General features: G+C 38.0%; 18 protein-coding genes. 14 read left to right on the top strand and 4 right to left on the bottom strand.

What is annotated here, in order from left to right; all coding sequences use genetic code 11:
- Window positions 1-37: 37 nt before the first annotated feature.
- Complete coding sequence (locus J2S78_RS13260) at window positions 38-799, top strand: class I SAM-dependent methyltransferase (protein WP_306899294.1); 762 nt, start codon at window positions 38-40, stop codon at window positions 797-799.
- Window positions 800-921: 122 nt separating this feature from the next.
- Complete coding sequence (locus J2S78_RS13255) at window positions 922-1,182, top strand: NifU N-terminal domain-containing protein (RefSeq protein ID WP_306899292.1); 261 nt, start codon at window positions 922-924, stop codon at window positions 1,180-1,182.
- A 108-nt stretch (window positions 1,183-1,290) separates the two neighbouring features.
- Here J2S78_RS13255 and J2S78_RS13250 read toward each other — a convergent pair whose 3' ends face one another.
- Both J2S78_RS13250 and J2S78_RS13245 read right to left on the bottom strand, forming a co-directional pair.
- Window positions 1,291-2,580: a glycosyl hydrolase family 18 protein gene (locus J2S78_RS13250; RefSeq protein WP_306899291.1), complete on the bottom strand. Its 1,290-nt coding sequence runs from the start codon at window positions 2,578-2,580 to the stop codon at window positions 1,291-1,293.
- An 89-nt stretch (window positions 2,581-2,669) separates the two neighbouring features.
- Window positions 2,670-3,404, bottom strand: coding sequence for a MurR/RpiR family transcriptional regulator (locus tag J2S78_RS13245; RefSeq protein WP_306899289.1), 735 nt, complete (start codon window positions 3,402-3,404; stop codon window positions 2,670-2,672).
- A 170-nt stretch (window positions 3,405-3,574) separates the two neighbouring features.
- Between J2S78_RS13245 and J2S78_RS13240 the strand changes: the two genes are divergently transcribed.
- The 7 genes from J2S78_RS13240 (at window position 3,575) to J2S78_RS13210 (ending at window position 10,377) form a co-directional block, all read left to right on the top strand.
- Window positions 3,575-4,336, top strand: a complete 762-nt coding sequence (locus J2S78_RS13240; protein ID WP_306899288.1) for an ABC transporter ATP-binding protein — start codon at window positions 3,575-3,577, stop codon at window positions 4,334-4,336.
- Between the two features lie 18 nt (window positions 4,337-4,354).
- Window positions 4,355-6,211, top strand: coding sequence for an FtsX-like permease family protein (locus J2S78_RS13235; protein ID WP_306899286.1), 1,857 nt, complete (start codon window positions 4,355-4,357; stop codon window positions 6,209-6,211).
- A gap of 76 nt (window positions 6,212-6,287) precedes the next feature.
- Window positions 6,288-6,896 carry an ABC transporter permease gene (locus J2S78_RS13230; RefSeq protein WP_306899284.1) on the top strand — a complete coding sequence of 203 codons (609 nt, stop codon included), beginning with the start codon at window positions 6,288-6,290 and terminating at the stop codon, window positions 6,894-6,896.
- Window positions 6,897-7,030: 134 nt separating this feature from the next.
- Window positions 7,031-8,353: a 6-phospho-beta-glucosidase gene (locus J2S78_RS13225; RefSeq protein WP_306899281.1), complete on the top strand. Its 1,323-nt coding sequence runs from the start codon at window positions 7,031-7,033 to the stop codon at window positions 8,351-8,353.
- Between the two features lie 176 nt (window positions 8,354-8,529).
- Window positions 8,530-8,952 (top strand): RDD family protein, encoded by a 423-nt coding sequence (locus tag J2S78_RS13220; RefSeq protein WP_306899278.1) that lies wholly within the window; start codon window positions 8,530-8,532, stop codon window positions 8,950-8,952.
- A 34-nt stretch (window positions 8,953-8,986) separates the two neighbouring features.
- The gene (locus tag J2S78_RS13215) at window positions 8,987-9,559 is read left to right on the top strand and encodes an LOG family protein (protein ID WP_306899276.1); all 573 of its coding nucleotides are present in this window, start codon (window positions 8,987-8,989) and stop codon (window positions 9,557-9,559) included.
- Between the two features lie 185 nt (window positions 9,560-9,744).
- Window positions 9,745-10,377, top strand: coding sequence for a TetR/AcrR family transcriptional regulator (locus tag J2S78_RS13210; protein ID WP_306899274.1), 633 nt, complete (start codon window positions 9,745-9,747; stop codon window positions 10,375-10,377).
- Window positions 10,378-10,380: 3 nt separating this feature from the next.
- Here J2S78_RS13210 and J2S78_RS13205 read toward each other — a convergent pair whose 3' ends face one another.
- Window positions 10,381-10,878, bottom strand: a complete 498-nt coding sequence (locus J2S78_RS13205; protein WP_306899272.1) for a type II secretion system protein — start codon at window positions 10,876-10,878, stop codon at window positions 10,381-10,383.
- The gene (locus tag J2S78_RS13200; RefSeq protein WP_306899271.1) at window positions 10,875-11,273 is read right to left on the bottom strand and encodes a type IV pilus modification PilV family protein; all 399 of its coding nucleotides are present in this window, start codon (window positions 11,271-11,273) and stop codon (window positions 10,875-10,877) included. Before J2S78_RS13200 ends, J2S78_RS13205 begins: the two co-directional genes overlap by 4 nt.
- Window positions 11,274-11,322: 49 nt before the next feature.
- Between J2S78_RS13200 and J2S78_RS13195 the strand changes: the two genes are divergently transcribed.
- The 5 genes from J2S78_RS13195 (at window position 11,323) to J2S78_RS13175 (ending at window position 16,486) form a co-directional block, all read left to right on the top strand.
- A complete protein-coding gene (locus J2S78_RS13195) occupies window positions 11,323-12,639 on the top strand; it encodes a PulJ/GspJ family protein (protein ID WP_306899269.1) in 1,317 nt (438 codons plus the stop codon).
- Window positions 12,640-12,669: 30 nt separating this feature from the next.
- The gene (locus J2S78_RS13190; protein WP_306899267.1) at window positions 12,670-13,434 is read left to right on the top strand and encodes a DUF817 domain-containing protein; all 765 of its coding nucleotides are present in this window, start codon (window positions 12,670-12,672) and stop codon (window positions 13,432-13,434) included.
- A gap of 63 nt (window positions 13,435-13,497) precedes the next feature.
- Window positions 13,498-14,328 (top strand): SDR family NAD(P)-dependent oxidoreductase, encoded by an 831-nt coding sequence (locus J2S78_RS13185; RefSeq protein ID WP_306899266.1) that lies wholly within the window; start codon window positions 13,498-13,500, stop codon window positions 14,326-14,328.
- 174 nt (window positions 14,329-14,502) lie between these two features.
- The gene (locus J2S78_RS13180) at window positions 14,503-15,771 is read left to right on the top strand and encodes a S1C family serine protease (protein ID WP_306899263.1); all 1,269 of its coding nucleotides are present in this window, start codon (window positions 14,503-14,505) and stop codon (window positions 15,769-15,771) included.
- Between the two features lie 178 nt (window positions 15,772-15,949).
- Window positions 15,950-16,486 (top strand): DUF5412 family protein, encoded by a 537-nt coding sequence (locus tag J2S78_RS13175; protein ID WP_306899261.1) that lies wholly within the window; start codon window positions 15,950-15,952, stop codon window positions 16,484-16,486.
- Window positions 16,487-16,569 lie beyond the last annotated feature (83 nt).

The following is a 16,569-nucleotide window of genomic DNA, read 5'->3' as shown; positions in this document are numbered from 1 at the left end:
TGTTCATTGTGTACGATGAAGAAAAGGAGGATGGGGGATGGAACAGTCTTGGAATGCAGAGTTATACGATAAAAAACATGGATTTGTATCTAACTATGGTAATGAAGTTTTAGAATGGTTGGACCCAAATAAAGAAGAGCAAATTCTTGATCTTGGGTGTGGTACGGGGGATATCGTGAAAGAACTGCATGATGCCGGTGTGAAAAAGATAAAGGGAATCGATGCCTCAGAGAATATGATCATGCAAGCTAGAGAGAAATATCCTGACTTATCGTTTGATGTGAAAGATGCAACGATGATGACGTTTGAGGAAGAGTTTGATGCAGTTTTTTCTAATGCAGTTCTTCATTGGGTCAAAGAACCGGATAAAGCTTTAGACAGCATTTATCGTTCGTTAAAATCAGGCGGACGTTTTGTTGCGGAATTTGGGGGAAAGGGCAATGTCCAAACGATAGTAGAGGAGATAAAAAAAGAATTTGTGAAAAATTCCATACCATATGACCAAGCACAATTTCCGTGGTTTTTCCCAAGCATTGGTGAGTATACAACATTAATGGAGAAAGCAGGTTTTCGAGTGATTGCTGCGCTTCATTTTGACCGACCTACCAAACTAGAAGGAGAATCAGGACTCCAAAACTGGCTGGATATGTTCGGGCAGTTCATGTTTCAAAACCTAGATGATGATACCATTACACGTATTATGAATAATGTAGAACAGAATCTGAAGTCTGACCTTTGGATTCAAGGAGAGTGGGTGGCCGATTATAAAAGAATAAGGGTGAAAGGGTTAAAAGAATAAAAATATACGAAATGCTGATATTAATGGAGACAGGAAATCCGTATTTAACTATATAGATAAAAAATGTTATTATATAAGAAATAGTACAATGATTAATTGTGAAATTCGAAAGGGGAACAACGATGGCTATTGAAGTACAAGCGGCACCGACACCAAATCCGAATGCAATGAAATTTACTGCCAATCAAACACTTTTTGAAAAAAGCACTTCTCTTAAACAAGGAGACGAGACGGACAATGCGTTAGCTCAAGCATTGATTCAGCTTGACGGTGTAGATAACATTTTCGGAGTGAATGATTTTGTTACGGTAAATAAAACAATGGATGCCGACTGGGATGAACTTATCCCTAAAGTCGAAAAAGTGTTTGCAGAAGCAGAATAATGATTAATACATGAAAAATTGCCCACTTTACATAAGTTGGGCAATTTTTTATAAGTTCGATGTTCACCTGCAGTGCAGCGCAGGACGTTGCTTAAAATCTATTTACAATTATAACCGCTTGTTTATGTTGAAATTATCTTCTAAAAGCAGCCAATTTTGTGGAAATTCCCACCCTAACACCCAATAAAATAAACCGCGAAGGTCAAACTCTTTTACCAAATCAAACTTAGCTTGGATACTTCTCGCATCTTCAAACCAAACTTCATGCTCTGTCCCTTCTTCGTCGTAATAAGTGAAATAGGGGGACTGAGCTGTTGTATCATATTCAATTGCTGCGTTGTACTGAAGGGCGAGTTCTAACGCCTGTTGTGGATCTATAGCCTCAGCCTGAGTCTCCCCTTCTACATAAGGCAATGTCCAGTCATAACCATAAAGAGGAATACCCATCATGATTTTATCTGCCGGTACAACGGAGACGGCGTATTCGATGACCCGCCTCACTTGATCGATAGGAGCAACAGCTTGCGGAGGACTTCCGGTATACCCCCATTCATAAGTCATGAGAAATAAAAAGTCAGCGATTTCGCCTTGAGTCTCGTAATCGTGCCCTGCGTATAAGTCTCCTTCCATACCAGGTTCAACTTGAGGGGCAAGAGCACTTGAGAGAAAGTATCCCCGTTCGTCTAATCTTTCTTTTGCATTTCTCATCAAATTATTATAAGCTTCCCGGTTTTGCGCGCCTACGTATTCTAAATCAAAATCTATTCCTAGAAAGTCTTTTTCATCCATGATAGCAAGAGCCTCATCAAGCATACGATTTTGCAAGGATTCATCCTGTAACACGGTTGTTGCAAGCTCTGTGCTGAACTGACCGTCTTCAATATTTGTAATCACCATTAAGGGAACAATTTGATTCTCCAGTGCTGTATTAATAATGGCTTGATCGTCAATAGGGGTTAGTGTTCCGTCTGGATTCATTTGATAACTGAAGACTTGCAAGTATGTTAAATATTCACCAACATCGTTTATTATATCTTGGGAGTCTTCTCCGGTTATGTTCAAATCCATATAAGCAGCTACCTCTATAACTGGTTTCATTTGTGGAGATGTTGAAATATATAATGGATAACCAACGGGAAGATAGGCGGACATGGGCAAGTTATTTATTCGTAAAATTTGTTCGAAAGGAATCCCATATTGTTGGCTAACTCCCCAAACGCTTTCTCCTGGCATGAGCCAGTGATAGCGGCCTTCAAAAGGGATAACAAGAGATTGACCGACGATAAGACGTTCGGGATTGGGAAGTTGATTGGCATCACTAATCGTTTGGATCGGAACATTGTACATTTGCCCGATATTCCATAACGATTCGCCTGGCCGGACAACATGAATTTGCATAATGACTGCCTCCTTTCTATTTTCTCCTTATGCTATTTTATTTATCATATAGGAAAAAAATGAATGGCAATTTGCAAAATGCAAAACTATTATTCATGCTGTTCGTTTTGTTTATGTACTTCTCGTGCCATCGTTTCTAAAATATAAACAACTGGAACCTGGGTTGTAATGTTTGATCCTTCTAACTTTTCTTCTGTTACATAATATGGAATATTCACATCAGAAATTTTCGATATGGTAGAGTGCTTTGTATTAGTAATACTGATTATTTGACTGCCTTTTTGCTTTAGTTGATGAATATGAGTAGTCGTGTAATTGTTCTCCCCTGACACTGATAAGGCAATCGTAACGCTGTTTTGCAGAATATTAGTATGAATAGGAAAGTGAGGGTCTTTAATATATACAGAAAACTTCCCTAGGCTTGAGAAGTATCGTGCTCCATATTCAGCTAAAATACCAGAACTGCCGATGCCGATAAATATAACATGATCAGCTTTGGTGACAATGTCGGCGGCTGTTTTTATTTTTTCCTCTACATTTCCCGCCAATGTCCTCTCGAAAAATTCCGTCACCGAATGATGGGAACCTTTCAATACCGTTGTTTTATTATTTTCCAAATGTAGTTTCAACTTCACTTTAAACTCGGAAAAACCTTCACAATTCATTTTTCTACAAAAACGTAATATCGTCGTCGTTGACACGTGGGTTGCTTGCGCCAGCTCACGAATCCGCATATATGCCACTTTTTCAGTGTTTTGAGTAATATAGTCGTACAAAGAGGTCTCCAATTCATTGAAGGAAGCTATTTCTTCATTTGTAAACATCAAGCCTTCCCCTTTCGTATTCCATCTATTTCAAATCATAACATAGCCATTCAGAGAAACACACTGTTACATAAAAGAAACTACTAATTTTGGAAAAACACTTTACTACTCAAACTGTATTATTTAAAATAATACAAGTGATACAAATAATGCAATGGTGGAGGGTATACATGACATATTCTGTAGTGGATGTACGTAACGTTGACAAGGTTTATGGAAAAAAGAATGAAAATAAATATCGAGCATTACAAGATATATCTTTTTCGATTCACGAAGGCGAATTCATTGGAATCATGGGGGCATCAGGCTCTGGGAAAACAACGCTTTTGAATGTTATTTCGACTCTGGATAAGGTGACACAGGGGGATATAGAGATTGCTGGGACCAATATTACAGCTATGAATCAAGATGCTTTGGCCGAATTTCGTGCGCAGAAATTAGGTTTTATTTTTCAGGATTTCAACCTATTGGAGAGTATGACCGTGTACGAAAATATCGCACTACCTCTCTTTCTTCAGAATATAACGGGAAAGAAAGGGAAAGAACGTGTAGAAAACGTAGCAGACATATTGGATATCAAAGATATATTAGATAAATACCCCGCCATTATCTCCGGTGGTCAAAAACAACGAACAGCAGCGGCACGAGCACTTGTTCACGATCCGAATATTATCTTAGCGGATGAACCAACGGGAGCGTTGGATTCGAATAATGCTGCGAGTTTACTAGAAACACTTAAGCAATTAAATGAGGACCATAATGTTTCTATTATGATGGTAACTCATGATGCGCTTAGTGCAAGCTATTGTCAGCGAATTTTGTTTTTAGAGGATGGGGATTTGTATAAAGAAATACAACGAACCGGGACAAGAGAAGAATTTTTTAAAGAAATACTCGATGAGTTGGCGGAAGCAGGGAAGAAAAAACTGTAATGAAAAGGGGGGATTTCTATGTTGGTGAAATTAGCTTGGAATGGGATGAAAAGTAAACGAAAAGATTACATTGTACTTTTGACAGGGTTAGTAATGGCAATTGCGATTTTTTATATGTTTCAAACGCTTGCCTTAAATAAAGGATTCACCAGTGATTATGCGATGATTAATTCGATGCAGCTTATCTTTAATGTAGGATCCGTTTTACTTGCTGCGGTTACATTTTTCTATATTTTGTATACAAATACTTTTTTGCTTTCTTTGCGTCAGAAAGAATATGGAGTGTTTATGCTTTTAGGAGCGAAAAAGCGTTACATTAAGAATCTCATGTTCGTCGAAAATATGCTTATCGGTATTATTGCCCTAATCATTGGAGTCGCAGTGGGGATTGGACTTTCTGCACTTGTGGCGCGCTTAATCATGGGACAGATGAATGTATCACTGGATGGGTATCAATCTTTTTATACTCCTTCTATGTTGGTTACATTTGGCTTCTTTTTGTTCCTATTTTTTGTGACCTCTATTTGGAACCACGTTAGACTTTCGAAAATAGAAGTGCTGGATCTTGTTAACGCCGACGCAAAGGCAGATAAAACAGTTATGAAAGAGAAGGCAAATATTATAACGATTATTGCCGGTATCATTTCCTTAATGATAGGCTATGTTTCTCTCATTTTTATGGAACAGTTGCGGGAAATCGGAGTGTTTTCATCAGCTATTATGACAACACTTGGAACCTATTTGATCTTTTCTTCGTTCATACCGATGATTGTGAAATGTCTTAAGTATAATCGCAAATGGAATGAAAAAGGGATACAGTCTTTTACGTTTTCGCAGTTGATGTTTCGAGTACATAGCTTGAAAAAATTACTGGCTACGGTTGCGATGCTGATTGCTTTAGGTGCTGGAGCAATATCTGGCGGGTTGGCTTTTAAAAACAACGGGGAAATAACTGTCGATAGAACAATGGTGTATGATACAACGATACATACCCCAAGTGCAGAAGAGGAAAATATAATCGATAAGATTCCCTTTATCGAAGAGAGTGAGTATCGCTATAAAGCGGATGGTGAATTCGATTATTTTCTAAAGGAAGACTTGGAAGATCAGCGTCCACTTATTAATACGGAAATGGTCAGAGAAAGTACGGAAGTGAAACGTTTAGAAGCGGCATTGCCGGATGAAAAAGATTCCTTAAGAGATGTTCAAGACAAGGCAAGAAATGGTTCGTTTGAAATGGAACATGAATGGTCGCTTTTTTTGAATACTCTCCAAGACACCTACACGAATCAGCCCTTAATTGTTTCTCAGAATGTATATGAAGACATAGAATCAGAAGAACAGACTGTTTTTGTCGGTAAAACAGATGATTTTATGGCCTATACCGATCAATGGGCAGCACTAGATGAGATTAAACAAGAACAGATGGATACGGAAACAGCCGAGGAATCTTATGGGGTGACAAGTAAATACGCCATGTATAAAAGTTACGACACAGTGGCTACGGGAACTGTTTTTATGGGATTTTTCTTAGGTGTTGCGTTTTTGGCTATGATGGCAAGTTGTCTTATGTTTAAAGTGTTGTCTGGAGCAAATCAAGATATTTCAAGATATGAAATGCTGCGGAAAATCGGAGTGAAAAAGAAGCTTTTGGAACGTTCGGTGTATAAAGAATTATTTCTTGTTTTCTTGTTTCCGGCAATTTTAGGTGTCACACATGTTCTCATCGGAATGAATATGTTTTCGTTTATTATTTATGAACCATATTATCGTATTTGGGTATCTATAGCGTTATTTATCCTAATTTACGCACTTTACTATCTACTTACGGTAAAAATGTATAAAGAAATGGTTCTTCCAGACAAGGATGTCTAGTTAACGAGAATCTTTAGTAGTTTTCTAACCTTATGAACTGGGATATGCAAATTTTCTGGCGAATTATGATATTTTAGTGAATAAAGCTGATGATAATGCATGGCTAGAAGCATGGACACAAGTTACTCTTTTTTATGGGATAATCTTTCTCCCAATATCTTCAGGACTTTTTGCTGCATTTGTCTGTCGAACCGAACATCTAAGTGGAGGATGGAAACTTCAATTCTCCCTCCCAATTCCCAAAAAAACGATCTACTTATCTAAGCTGTTTATAGTACTGGCTTTCATATTAATGATGCAAATAATTCTTATAGCTTTTTTTCTCATAGGAGGATTAATTAATATTGATAGTACGATACCATGGTCTTTTCTCTTATCCGCCGTTATCTTAAGTTGGGTGGGGACATTTACATTGGCTACTGTCCAATTATGGTTATCTTTTAAAATCAAAAGTTTCGGTATTCCATTGGGGATTAATGTAATATTGTCTCTATTGGTATTTGCTGCTTATTCATTTCGTGCTGGAATGTTTTACCCGTGGGCTCAACTAGCGTTTGCTATTTCCTCAACAGATGAAAGTCCCGTAGATTCAATGCCAATCTTTACTCTTGTGATAACGATAACTTTTCTTTTGTCTTTCGTTGTCTCCACTTATACATTTAGTAAGAGTGAATTAAAATGTTAATAAGATTAGAAGGAAAACAATGTGTTACATTTTTGAAACAAATCACTATCTACGTTATATGGCACAAGAAACCAGAAAGTGTATGTATTTTTATCATACATCATTACAATATAAGGTGGAGGTGTTATTAAATTATGGGAATTAAAATTGCGACAATAGGCGGAGGGTCTAGTTACACTCCTGAATTAGTAGAAGGTTTTATTAGAAGATATGAAGAGTTACCAGTGCAAGAGCTGTGGCTCGTAGACGTAGAAGAAGGTAAAGAAAAACTTGAAATCGTTGGCAATCTGGCAAAACGAATGATTGAAAAAGCAGGTCTTCCTATTGAAGTTCACTTAACCTTAGATAGAAAAGAGGCACTGCAAGATGCAGACTTTGTGACAACCCAGTTTCGAGTGGGTTTGCTTGATGCCCGTGCGAAGGATGAAAGTATTCCAATGAAGTATGGGGTATTAGGGCAGGAAACGAATGGCCCGGGCGGACTGTTTAAAGGACTGCGTACCATTCCAGTCATTTTGGATATATGCAAGGACATGGAAGAGTTGTGCCCAAATGCATGGCTCATCAACTTCACAAATCCAGCGGGTATGGTGACAGAGGCAGTATTACGTTATTCCTCTATCCAAAAAGTAATCGGGCTTTGTAATGTCCCTATTGGAATGGAAATGGGCATTGCTGAATTAATGGATGTCGATCATTCTCGCGTTCGTATTGATTTCGCTGGGTTAAATCATATGGTGTATGGTTTGGACGTTTATGTGGATGGAGTGAGTGTGAAGGAAAAAGTAATGGAATTACTGTCTGAGCCAGAACATAGCAGTTTTGTAAAAAATATTGAAGGAATGGGGTGGGATCCGGACTTTTTGAAATCCTTAAATGTGATGACCTGCCCGTATCACATGTATTATTACAAAACGGATGAAATGATTGAAAAAAATAATAAGAGTGCAAAAGAAGAAGGAACACGGGCAGAAGTTGTTCAAAAGTTGGAACAAGAATTGTTCGAGTTATACAAGGATCCAGATCTTACAATAAAGCCACCTCAACTAGAAGAGCGTGGTGGAGCCTATTATTCGGATGCAGCCGTTCGGCTAATTACTTCTATTTATACGGATAAGGGCGATATTCAACCGGTTAATACGGTGAATAATGGAGCTATTGCAAGTATTCCTGACGAATCTGCGGTAGAAGTAAGTTGTGTTATTACAAAAGAAGGACCTAAGCCCATTGCTGTTGGAGATTTACCTGTGCAAGTACGAGGACTTGTTCAAGAAATCAAATCGTTTGAAAGAATATCTGCAGAGGCGGCGGTCACAGGTGATTACGGGAAAGCCGTACTTGCTTTAACGATTAACCCGTTGACCCCTTCAGATACGATTGCCAAAGAAATTGTGGACGAGATGCTTGAGGCACATAAACCTTACTTACCGCAATTTTTTCAAAAAACAGAAGCGTAATTCAGTGTTGTCCTAGTGACTAGTGTCGCTAGGACAATTTTTTGTATGTTCGGTAATGAATACTCGAAAAAAGTAGCATAAGAGATATTAGATTTGGTACAGTGAAAAGGTGGAAAATGGGGGAGAAATAGCAAGGTAAGATTTTTAATGTTTAAGTACGAAAGGGCGTTGAAGCCGTGGAGGATTATGTATATTCAGGTTTTTGGATTCGATTATTGGCATTTCTTTTAGATAGCGTTATTTTGACGGTGCCATTTCAATTATTTAGTTATATTATATATGGAACGACTAGTTTACTGGAAAATCAATGGTTATACGTTTTATTCGCGTTAATCGGTACTTTGTATATGGTTGTTTTTCCTGTGACCGGTCTTCAAGCAACACCAGGTAAAGTGATATTAAAGATGAAAATTGTAAATAAAAAGGGGGATAAAATATCGATTTTGGCTGCAACCGGAAGGTACATATTTCAGTTCTTATCTTTTTTTATGCTCGGTATTGGTTTTATTATGATTGCATTTCGTAAAAACTCTACAGGGCTGCATGACTTGTTAGCTCGTACGTATGTTATAAATAGGAGTCAACATTCAAATCGATGATACATGTGTAAGGAAATAAAAGGAGGAGACGCAATTGGAACGATTAGCAGTATTTTGTGGTTCGAGTGAGGGGGCATCATCTGTTTATAAGGAAGGAGCCGTTCTTCTAGGGAAAGAACTAGCTAGACGAAATATCACTCTTGTTTATGGAGGAGCAAGTGTTGGGCTGATGGGAGCTGTAGCAGACGCTGCGATGGAAGAAGGCGGTGACGTTATTGGGGTCATTCCGAAAAAGTTGAAGGACCGAGAAATAGCTCATCCGAATGTGACGGAGTTAATAGTTGTTGAAACGATGCATGAGCGCAAAGCGAAAATGGCAGATTATGCAGATGGGTTTATTGCATTGCCTGGGGGACCTGGTACGTTAGAAGAATTTATTGAAATTTTTACATGGGCACAGCTCGGGTTGCATCAGAAACCATGCGGGCTGTTAAATATTAATCACTATTATGATCCACTTGTTTCGTTATTTTACCATATGACAGATGAACAATTCTTGTCAGAGACGTATCGTAATATGGCGTTGGTCGATGAATCTCCGGTCCGTTTAATAGAGCAGTTTGAAACATATACAGCCCCTGCTGTGAAAACGTATAATAACCGTTAAGCCCGAGCTTAAACAAACGTTTGATTGACCGGCGGGGTTATAAAAAATAAGATATTGAACCAGATTTGGTATCACCCAAAGTCTGGTTCATTTTTTGATAATGTAGTTTCCTTTATTTAAATATAGTAAAATTGTAGGTATTAATAACTATACAATCATGAATTACAGGGGGAATACAGGATAAAATGAGCAGTCAACGGAAGATAGAAACGGTGGAAAGAAAACAACAACTGACGGATGTAGCGTTGAGTCAATTTGCTTTGAATGGTTATCATAAGACGGCTGTTTCTGATGTAGTAAAGGAGGCAGGAGTGTCTCAAGGAACGTTTTATTGGTATTTTAGGAGTAAAGAGGAATCAGCCTTGTACATCATTGAAGAAGGTAAAAAAGAACTGTTGAAAGTATTAGAACAAGGCTATCGAAACGAAGAAGCAACCGTGGAAGAAATGTTGCTGGAGACCAATCGTTTATTTTACGATTTTTTCACTTTTGCCGAGGAAAACCGGAACTTGATGATTCTTCTTTTGATCAAGGGAGTTGGGGCAGATACTCCTATACATAAGGCTGCATCGGAAACGTTTACCGCTATAGAAAAGGCATCTCAACGCAATTTAGTACGAGCGAGAGAGTTAAATCTGCTTCCCCAAAACATGGATGTGTCTATACAATCGACGCTCATTACAAATATGGTTATTGGGACAATTTCAAGCTGGTTATTCGGCCCAAATCTAGATATTAATTATAAACCGGATGTGTCTGCTGAAAAGATGGCAACCAGCGCTGCGATGTTAGGATTTTATGGTATTACAGGGTACTAATTTCTAGTTGTTATCATTTTCATTGGCACGTATAGTAATCGTTTCGTTCAGGGGTTCTCCCTGGTTTGACCCGCCGTTCAAAGACGGAGAGACAGTATAATCGATAACTATTTTATCTTCATGGCGATTCATGGTGTTTTGGGTAATTGTGAACTGTTCTTGATTTTCTTCGAGAGTGATGGTTTTCTCATATCCATTCAATGAAGAGTTTTCTATATAAGTATAAAACATCAACTCCACATCATCGTCGTCTTCCATTTTTTCCATGTTTTCAATCGAAGTTTTCGTTTGTTCTTTTATCCTTTCTGCTTCTTTTGCGAAATGAAATGCCCCCATTTCGGCGAGTTTGTTTAATTGAATATCTTCCTCTGTTTCACTATATTGAGTAGAACTATTCATTATATTAGACATAACTACAGGTACCATAATTCCTATTATTGTTATGGTTAGAAGAACAACTAACATCGCGTAGCCTTTTTGATTTCTTATGTATGAGTTCATTGCTCCACCTCGATATAACCATAGAGTTCGGACTGTGGTTCAGAATCAGGGTTAAAATTTGAATCAGTATAAATTTTTACGTGAACGAGATGAAGTCCTAATTCGTTTGCTTCATTCGTTAATTCGTTATTATCTGTCGAAAGCTCGACACACGAATAATATTGCTTGTCATTTACGTCAAGGACATTTCCGGGACATTCGCTTTCTTCTGGTGGATTGTATTTGATTCTCGTCATTTCTTTTTCTGCCGCATTGACAGCCGTTAGGTTATCTTCGGTTTGTTGAGAAAAGATCATAGACTGAGAAAAGAAACTTAAAAATGTCAGAATGACGATACTTAAAATGGTAATGGAAGCAAGTACTTCAACAAGTGTTAATCCGTTTTGATTTTTCATATATTCACCTTTTTATATATTTTACGTAGTACATGGCGGGGGTTGAAAGATGAAACTATTTTTGCAAAAAGAATCCGGTGTGACATTGATAGAATTATTGCTGACATTAGTTATTTCGTCTATTGTGATAGGAATTGTAACAAATGTGATAGTATCTAGTATAAATTTTAATGAAAAAACCCAGTCTCACGTCGATTTGCGGCAAGAAGCTAATATTATTATTACAGAGTTGAGACAGCAACATCAAGTAGAAGAAGACTATTCTATATGCCCTGAAGAATTAGTTTCGGGTGATCGTTTTCATGCAGAACAACTTAGTATACAAAATAATGAGCAGATGATTACAAATTGTGAAGATACAATCAACCCTCAATATCCGTTGGAAGTCCAGTTCACCTTGGGAGATAATGAGAATAATGAATTTACCATCGATACTATTATTGAAGGGGAAAGAGAAGGAGATATAAACGTAACTATCAATCCGCCAGAAATAGGCGATGATTATCCAGATTATATCATCGAAGAGAATTTGTTTTTATATGGCGGTGAATACAAATTTCAAGGGACTAATCTTAATGGGCCTAATGCGACTATGGTAGTCAAAGGACCGTTGGATATGAGGGAATTCAATGGGGGATCCAACACGAATGTCTCTAATATTTATGTTGATGGATTATTAGATTTTGAAGGCGGGGGACAAAACCTTGGCTCAAAAAATAATCCTGGAGAGATTCACGTAAATGGGGATTTTGACACCGGTGGAGGCAGTCATCATATATACGGCGATGTATATGTGGCAGAAGATTTTAATCTGGAAGGTGCTAATATTCACGGGAATGTCTATGTCGATGGTGATGTGACATTAAGTGACTACTATTCTATGGATGAAGATGCCAATATTTATTATACAGGGTCGTTGTCTTACCCTGATTACTTTGATGAAGCGGATATAGATTCTATTTTTAAAGAAGATTCCGTTGCTGAAGCAAAGATTCCTGAACATGAGATTCCTTCATCAAAATCAAATGGATGGTATGAAGAAAATGGATACACAGAAGAAATCCAAGAAGATGGTATGAGATTGTATGATGATGATGTTTTAATCGAAGACAATATAAACGGGCGTTATCAAGATACATTCACGGATTCGGTTGTTGTAAGCGAAGGCGATATAACCATAAGCGGGGGTAATTTATCAATGACCGGAGTGTTATTTGCTCCTAACGGTAAGGTGACTTTCAAGGGAGCTTCCTTTGATGGAACAGTCATTGCTGAAGAAGGATTTAATGTGGAAAGTGGAGGCACTGATGTTAATTTTGTTTCAGTAGAAGAATATATTAATAATAAAGAGGATTATCCCTTTTAATACATAATTGCTAGAAAAGATGGTGGGAATATGAAAGCATGGAGATATTTTATACATTTTGGCTATCAACAGGCGATGTCGTGTATTTTTCCGGTAGCCATATTTGCCACGCTGGCTGTTTCTAATGTTATAGATATACCATTTTTATATCGGTATGACTTTATTCTGCTCATTTGTCTCATTGTGCAGCTTCTAATGTTTCGTACAGGGATGGAGACTGTAGATGAGTTAAAGGTCATCGGTGTATTTCATATAATCGGATTGACGCTTGAGTTATATAAAGTGCATATGGGGTCGTGGGCCTATCCGGAAGAGGCGTGGACGAAAGTGTTTGGAGTTCCGTTATATAGCGGCTTTATGTATGCCAGTGTGGCGAGTTACATGTGTCAGGCATGGAGACGTCTACATTTGAACTTGCGGGGATGGCCAGTATTTTTAATCACTGTGCCCCTTGGAGCAATGATTTACTTCAATTTTTTCACACATCATTTTATTTTTGATATTAGATGGATATTAATGATTATTTTGGTAATTGTTTTCATACGTACTTATGTCGAATTTCAGGTAGACAATCTCAAGCTGAAGATGCCGCTTGTCTTGTCCTTTTTTCTGATTGGTTTTTTTGTTTGGATTGCTGAAAACATCTCGACGTTATTTGGCGCTTGGCAATATCCAAATCAAGGTGAAGCATGGGAGATTGTACATATTGGTAAAATTAGCTCATGGTTCCTTCTTGTAATTGTCAGTTTTATCATTGTTGCTCAATTGAAACATATAAAGGAACGAAAAGTATAAATTTTTATACCGGTAAACTGAAAGAATATGTTGTTGAGATAATGAATGAAAGGAAGAGAGATTATGCCTTGTGCAGTAGTGACGGGAAGCAATGGTGGATTTGGCCGGATTATGGTACAACAATTATTGGAAATGGAGTATGAAGTCATTGCCGGCGTTCGAAATCTTCAATATGGAAATGCTCTAGTAGAGCGAGCAGAAGCATTGGGCAAAAAAGAATGCTTACACCTTTTTGAGCTTGATATTACCGACACGCAGCAGATTGAAAAACTAGCAGATTTCGTGCAATCAAATATGAAAACATTAGATGTCCTCGTAAATAATGCAGGATACTGTCAAGGAGGCATTGTAGAAGCACTGTCAGAGGAAGAATGGAGGCATCAGTTTGATGTGAATTTTTTTGGGACAGTTAAGTTGACGACGGCAATGCTGCCGATTTTTCGTAAACAGCGTTTTGGCTCCATTATTAATGTTAGTAGTATCAGCGGCTACATGGGTATGCCGGGAATGAGTGCTTACGCTAGCAGTAAGTTTGCATTAGAAGGTTTTAGTGAATCGTTACGTTACGAAATGCTCCCTTTTCACGTTTATGTTTCTTTAATTGAGCCTTCTAGCTATAAAACAGACATTTGGGAAAAAGCACTAACAGATATAAAACTAGCGAGTGTTGATTATAAAACAATGGTGGAAAATCTAGTAGGTGAGGCTCGTCAATCTGTAGAAGGAGCTGGTGATCCTTATGAAATTGCAACATTGTTAAGGGTGATTCTTCAGGCGAAACGTCCAAAGCTGCGTTATCCATTAGGTAAGACAGCAAAATACGCTTATCGTTGGAGGCATTTTCTGCCGAAACAATGGTTGGAAAATATGATTGTAAAACGATTAAACCGTTAGTGAAGTGTTTGATTCAATATATCACGTGGTAAAAACGAATAAGTGTAAAGATAAAAGTTTATAGAAATTGCTTATAGACATTTGGCTGACACATAAGTCCTATAAAGTATGATATAGAAATTAAGTAAGTCTATTACTATTCACATACCAATACTAAAATAGGGAGGAATCCAAATGGATAACTATGAAAATAATCAAAACCACGAAAACCATGTCGAAGAGGAACAAAAGCGTCATAAAAAAGATAGAAAAAGAGCAGGATTTACTGGTTTTATAGGTGCCCTTATAGGAGCTGTCATTGTAGCTGCAGCGATGCCGTTGGTATATAGCGACAATATGTTTTCTACAGATGCCGCAAATGATACAGAAGAAAATCAATCAGCTACCGAAACCGAAAACCAAACATCAGAACCTGTTGCAGAAGAAATGTCGACAGAAAGTGTTAATGTATCGAGTGAAGTAACTTCTGCTGTTGACGAAGTATCAGACGCCGTTGTAGGCATATTCAGTCTGCAGCAGGGAGGGTTTATGCAAGAAGAAGGAGAGGCGCAGGCACAAGGGTCTGGCTCCGGTGTTATTTATAAAACAGAAGGGGATTCTGCCTTTGTGGTTACGAACAATCACGTCATAGATGGAGCCAGCCAAGTTGAAGTTGGATTATCTAACGATAAAAGGGTGGAGGCTGAAATCGTTGGGACTGATGCATTAACGGATTTAGCAGTTCTTCGCATAAGTTCGGAAAATGTTGAAACGGTTGCGGAGTTTGGTGATTCAGACGCCCTTTCAACTGGTGAGCCGGCGATTGCGATAGGAAACCCTCTTGGTGAAAATTTAAACGGTACCGTTACACAAGGCATTATCAGCTCGGTTGATAGAAGTATTCCGGTTGATACGAATGGTGACGGTCAAACAGATTGGACTTCCGATGTGTTGCAAACAGACGCAGCTATTAACCCGGGAAACAGCGGGGGAGCGTTAATCAATATTGAAGGACAATTAATTGGCATAAACTCTATGAAAATTGCACAATCATCGGTGGAGGGGATTGGATTTGCTATCCCGTCTAACACTGTTGTGCCAATTCTTGAAGATCTAGAAGAGAATGGACAGGTCGAACGGCCGCAACTTGGTGTCACTATTGGCTCACTCTCTGAAGTGCCCAGCTATCACTGGCAGGAAACTTTAAACCTTCCTGAGGATGTAGAACAAGGCGTATTTATTAACAGCGTACAAGCAGGATCCGCTGCAGAGAACGCGGGATTACAGCAATATGATGTAATTACAGCAATTAACGGTGAAGAAATAGCGGACGGTCATGCATTGCGTAGTTTTCTTTATAATGATGCTGAAATCGGGGACACTATTACTATTACTTTTTATCGAAATGGTGAACAGCAAACAACAGAGCTAACATTAGATCAAACGGGAACAGAAGCCGGTTAAAAAACAGCACTACCATTTGAAGGGACTGTCCTAAAAAGGGAAGTTCCTTCTTTTTGTATAAAACGAGAAGACGGAATCTCTAGCTGCCAGATTCCGTTTTTCTTATGTTCAAGAGTGAATGAGGTTTTATGTTAAAATAGATGTTTAGAAGCAAGACGGAAGGGCAGGGGGAATATGCTTGATAACAAAATACAACGCATGGTCATTTTATTTAATAGTATTTTGTGTAGGTATATTTTACTATTCGATATATTCTAATATGAATAACACTTGGTTAATAGCACCGCCACATTACATTCTATTTTTGATTAGCATTTTAGCTTTTATATTAGGGGTAAAAGGATGTAAAGATAAAAGAAACAGGTTGGTCAAATTAAGAAGCTGGTTAACAGTGATTGTCTCATCACTTCTGTCTCTTGTAATCCTTTCAGTATTGTTATTATCGTCATTTGCGTCTTCTTTACAAGAAGACGTACATTTTAAAACCATTCATTCCCCCGAAAATAATTATACAATTGATTTTTACCGCTGGGATTCAGGATCTGCGGGTACATTTGGGGTAAGAGGAGAATGGAACGGACCACTTTGGTTTAAAAAAAGAATTTATTATGAAGAAAAAACGAAAAACATTACTGTGGAGTGGACAAATAACGATATGGTATCGATTAACAACCATGCCTTAAATTTAGATGAAGGGGAAACTTATCGGGAGTAGTGTAGTCGTTTCAAACTATTTTCGCAGGCGGCAACTAAGGCGTCACCACTAGCATATTTTATATATATTACCATTATTTATGA

It is taken from the genome of Salibacterium salarium (assembly GCF_030813635.1).
In the GTDB taxonomy this organism is placed as follows: domain Bacteria; phylum Bacillota; class Bacilli; order Bacillales; family Marinococcaceae; genus Salibacterium; species Salibacterium salarium.
The sequence above is the reverse complement of the archived record's forward strand: the minus strand, read 5'-3'. Positions and strand labels throughout refer to the sequence as shown.

Excerpts from the sequence above, each read along its gene's own strand:
- J2S78_RS13200 (WP_306899271.1), bottom strand. The coding sequence starts at position 11,273 with ATGAAAAATCAAAACGGATTAACACTTGTTGAAGTACTTGCTTCCATT.
- J2S78_RS13180 (WP_306899263.1), top strand. The coding sequence starts at position 14,503 with ATGGATAACTATGAAAATAATCAAAACCACGAAAACCATGTCGAAGAG.
- J2S78_RS13185 (WP_306899266.1), top strand. The coding sequence starts at position 13,498 with ATGCCTTGTGCAGTAGTGACGGGAAGCAATGGTGGATTTGGCCGGATT.
- J2S78_RS13225 (WP_306899281.1), top strand. The coding sequence starts at position 7,031 with ATGGGAATTAAAATTGCGACAATAGGCGGAGGGTCTAGTTACACTCCT.
- J2S78_RS13235 (WP_306899286.1), top strand. The coding sequence starts at position 4,355 with ATGTTGGTGAAATTAGCTTGGAATGGGATGAAAAGTAAACGAAAAGAT.
- J2S78_RS13245 (WP_306899289.1), bottom strand. The coding sequence starts at position 3,404 with ATGTTTACAAATGAAGAAATAGCTTCCTTCAATGAATTGGAGACCTCT.
- J2S78_RS13205 (WP_306899272.1), bottom strand. The coding sequence starts at position 10,878 with ATGAACTCATACATAAGAAATCAAAAAGGCTACGCGATGTTAGTTGTT.
- J2S78_RS13255 (WP_306899292.1), top strand. The coding sequence starts at position 922 with ATGGCTATTGAAGTACAAGCGGCACCGACACCAAATCCGAATGCAATG.
- J2S78_RS13260 (WP_306899294.1), top strand. The coding sequence starts at position 38 with ATGGAACAGTCTTGGAATGCAGAGTTATACGATAAAAAACATGGATTT.
- J2S78_RS13210 (WP_306899274.1), top strand. The coding sequence starts at position 9,745 with ATGAGCAGTCAACGGAAGATAGAAACGGTGGAAAGAAAACAACAACTG.
- J2S78_RS13190 (WP_306899267.1), top strand. The coding sequence starts at position 12,670 with ATGAAAGCATGGAGATATTTTATACATTTTGGCTATCAACAGGCGATG.
- J2S78_RS13250 (WP_306899291.1), bottom strand. The coding sequence starts at position 2,580 with ATGCAAATTCATGTTGTCCGGCCAGGCGAATCGTTATGGAATATCGGG.
- J2S78_RS13240 (WP_306899288.1), top strand. The coding sequence starts at position 3,575 with ATGACATATTCTGTAGTGGATGTACGTAACGTTGACAAGGTTTATGGA.
- J2S78_RS13195 (WP_306899269.1), top strand. The coding sequence starts at position 11,323 with ATGAAACTATTTTTGCAAAAAGAATCCGGTGTGACATTGATAGAATTA.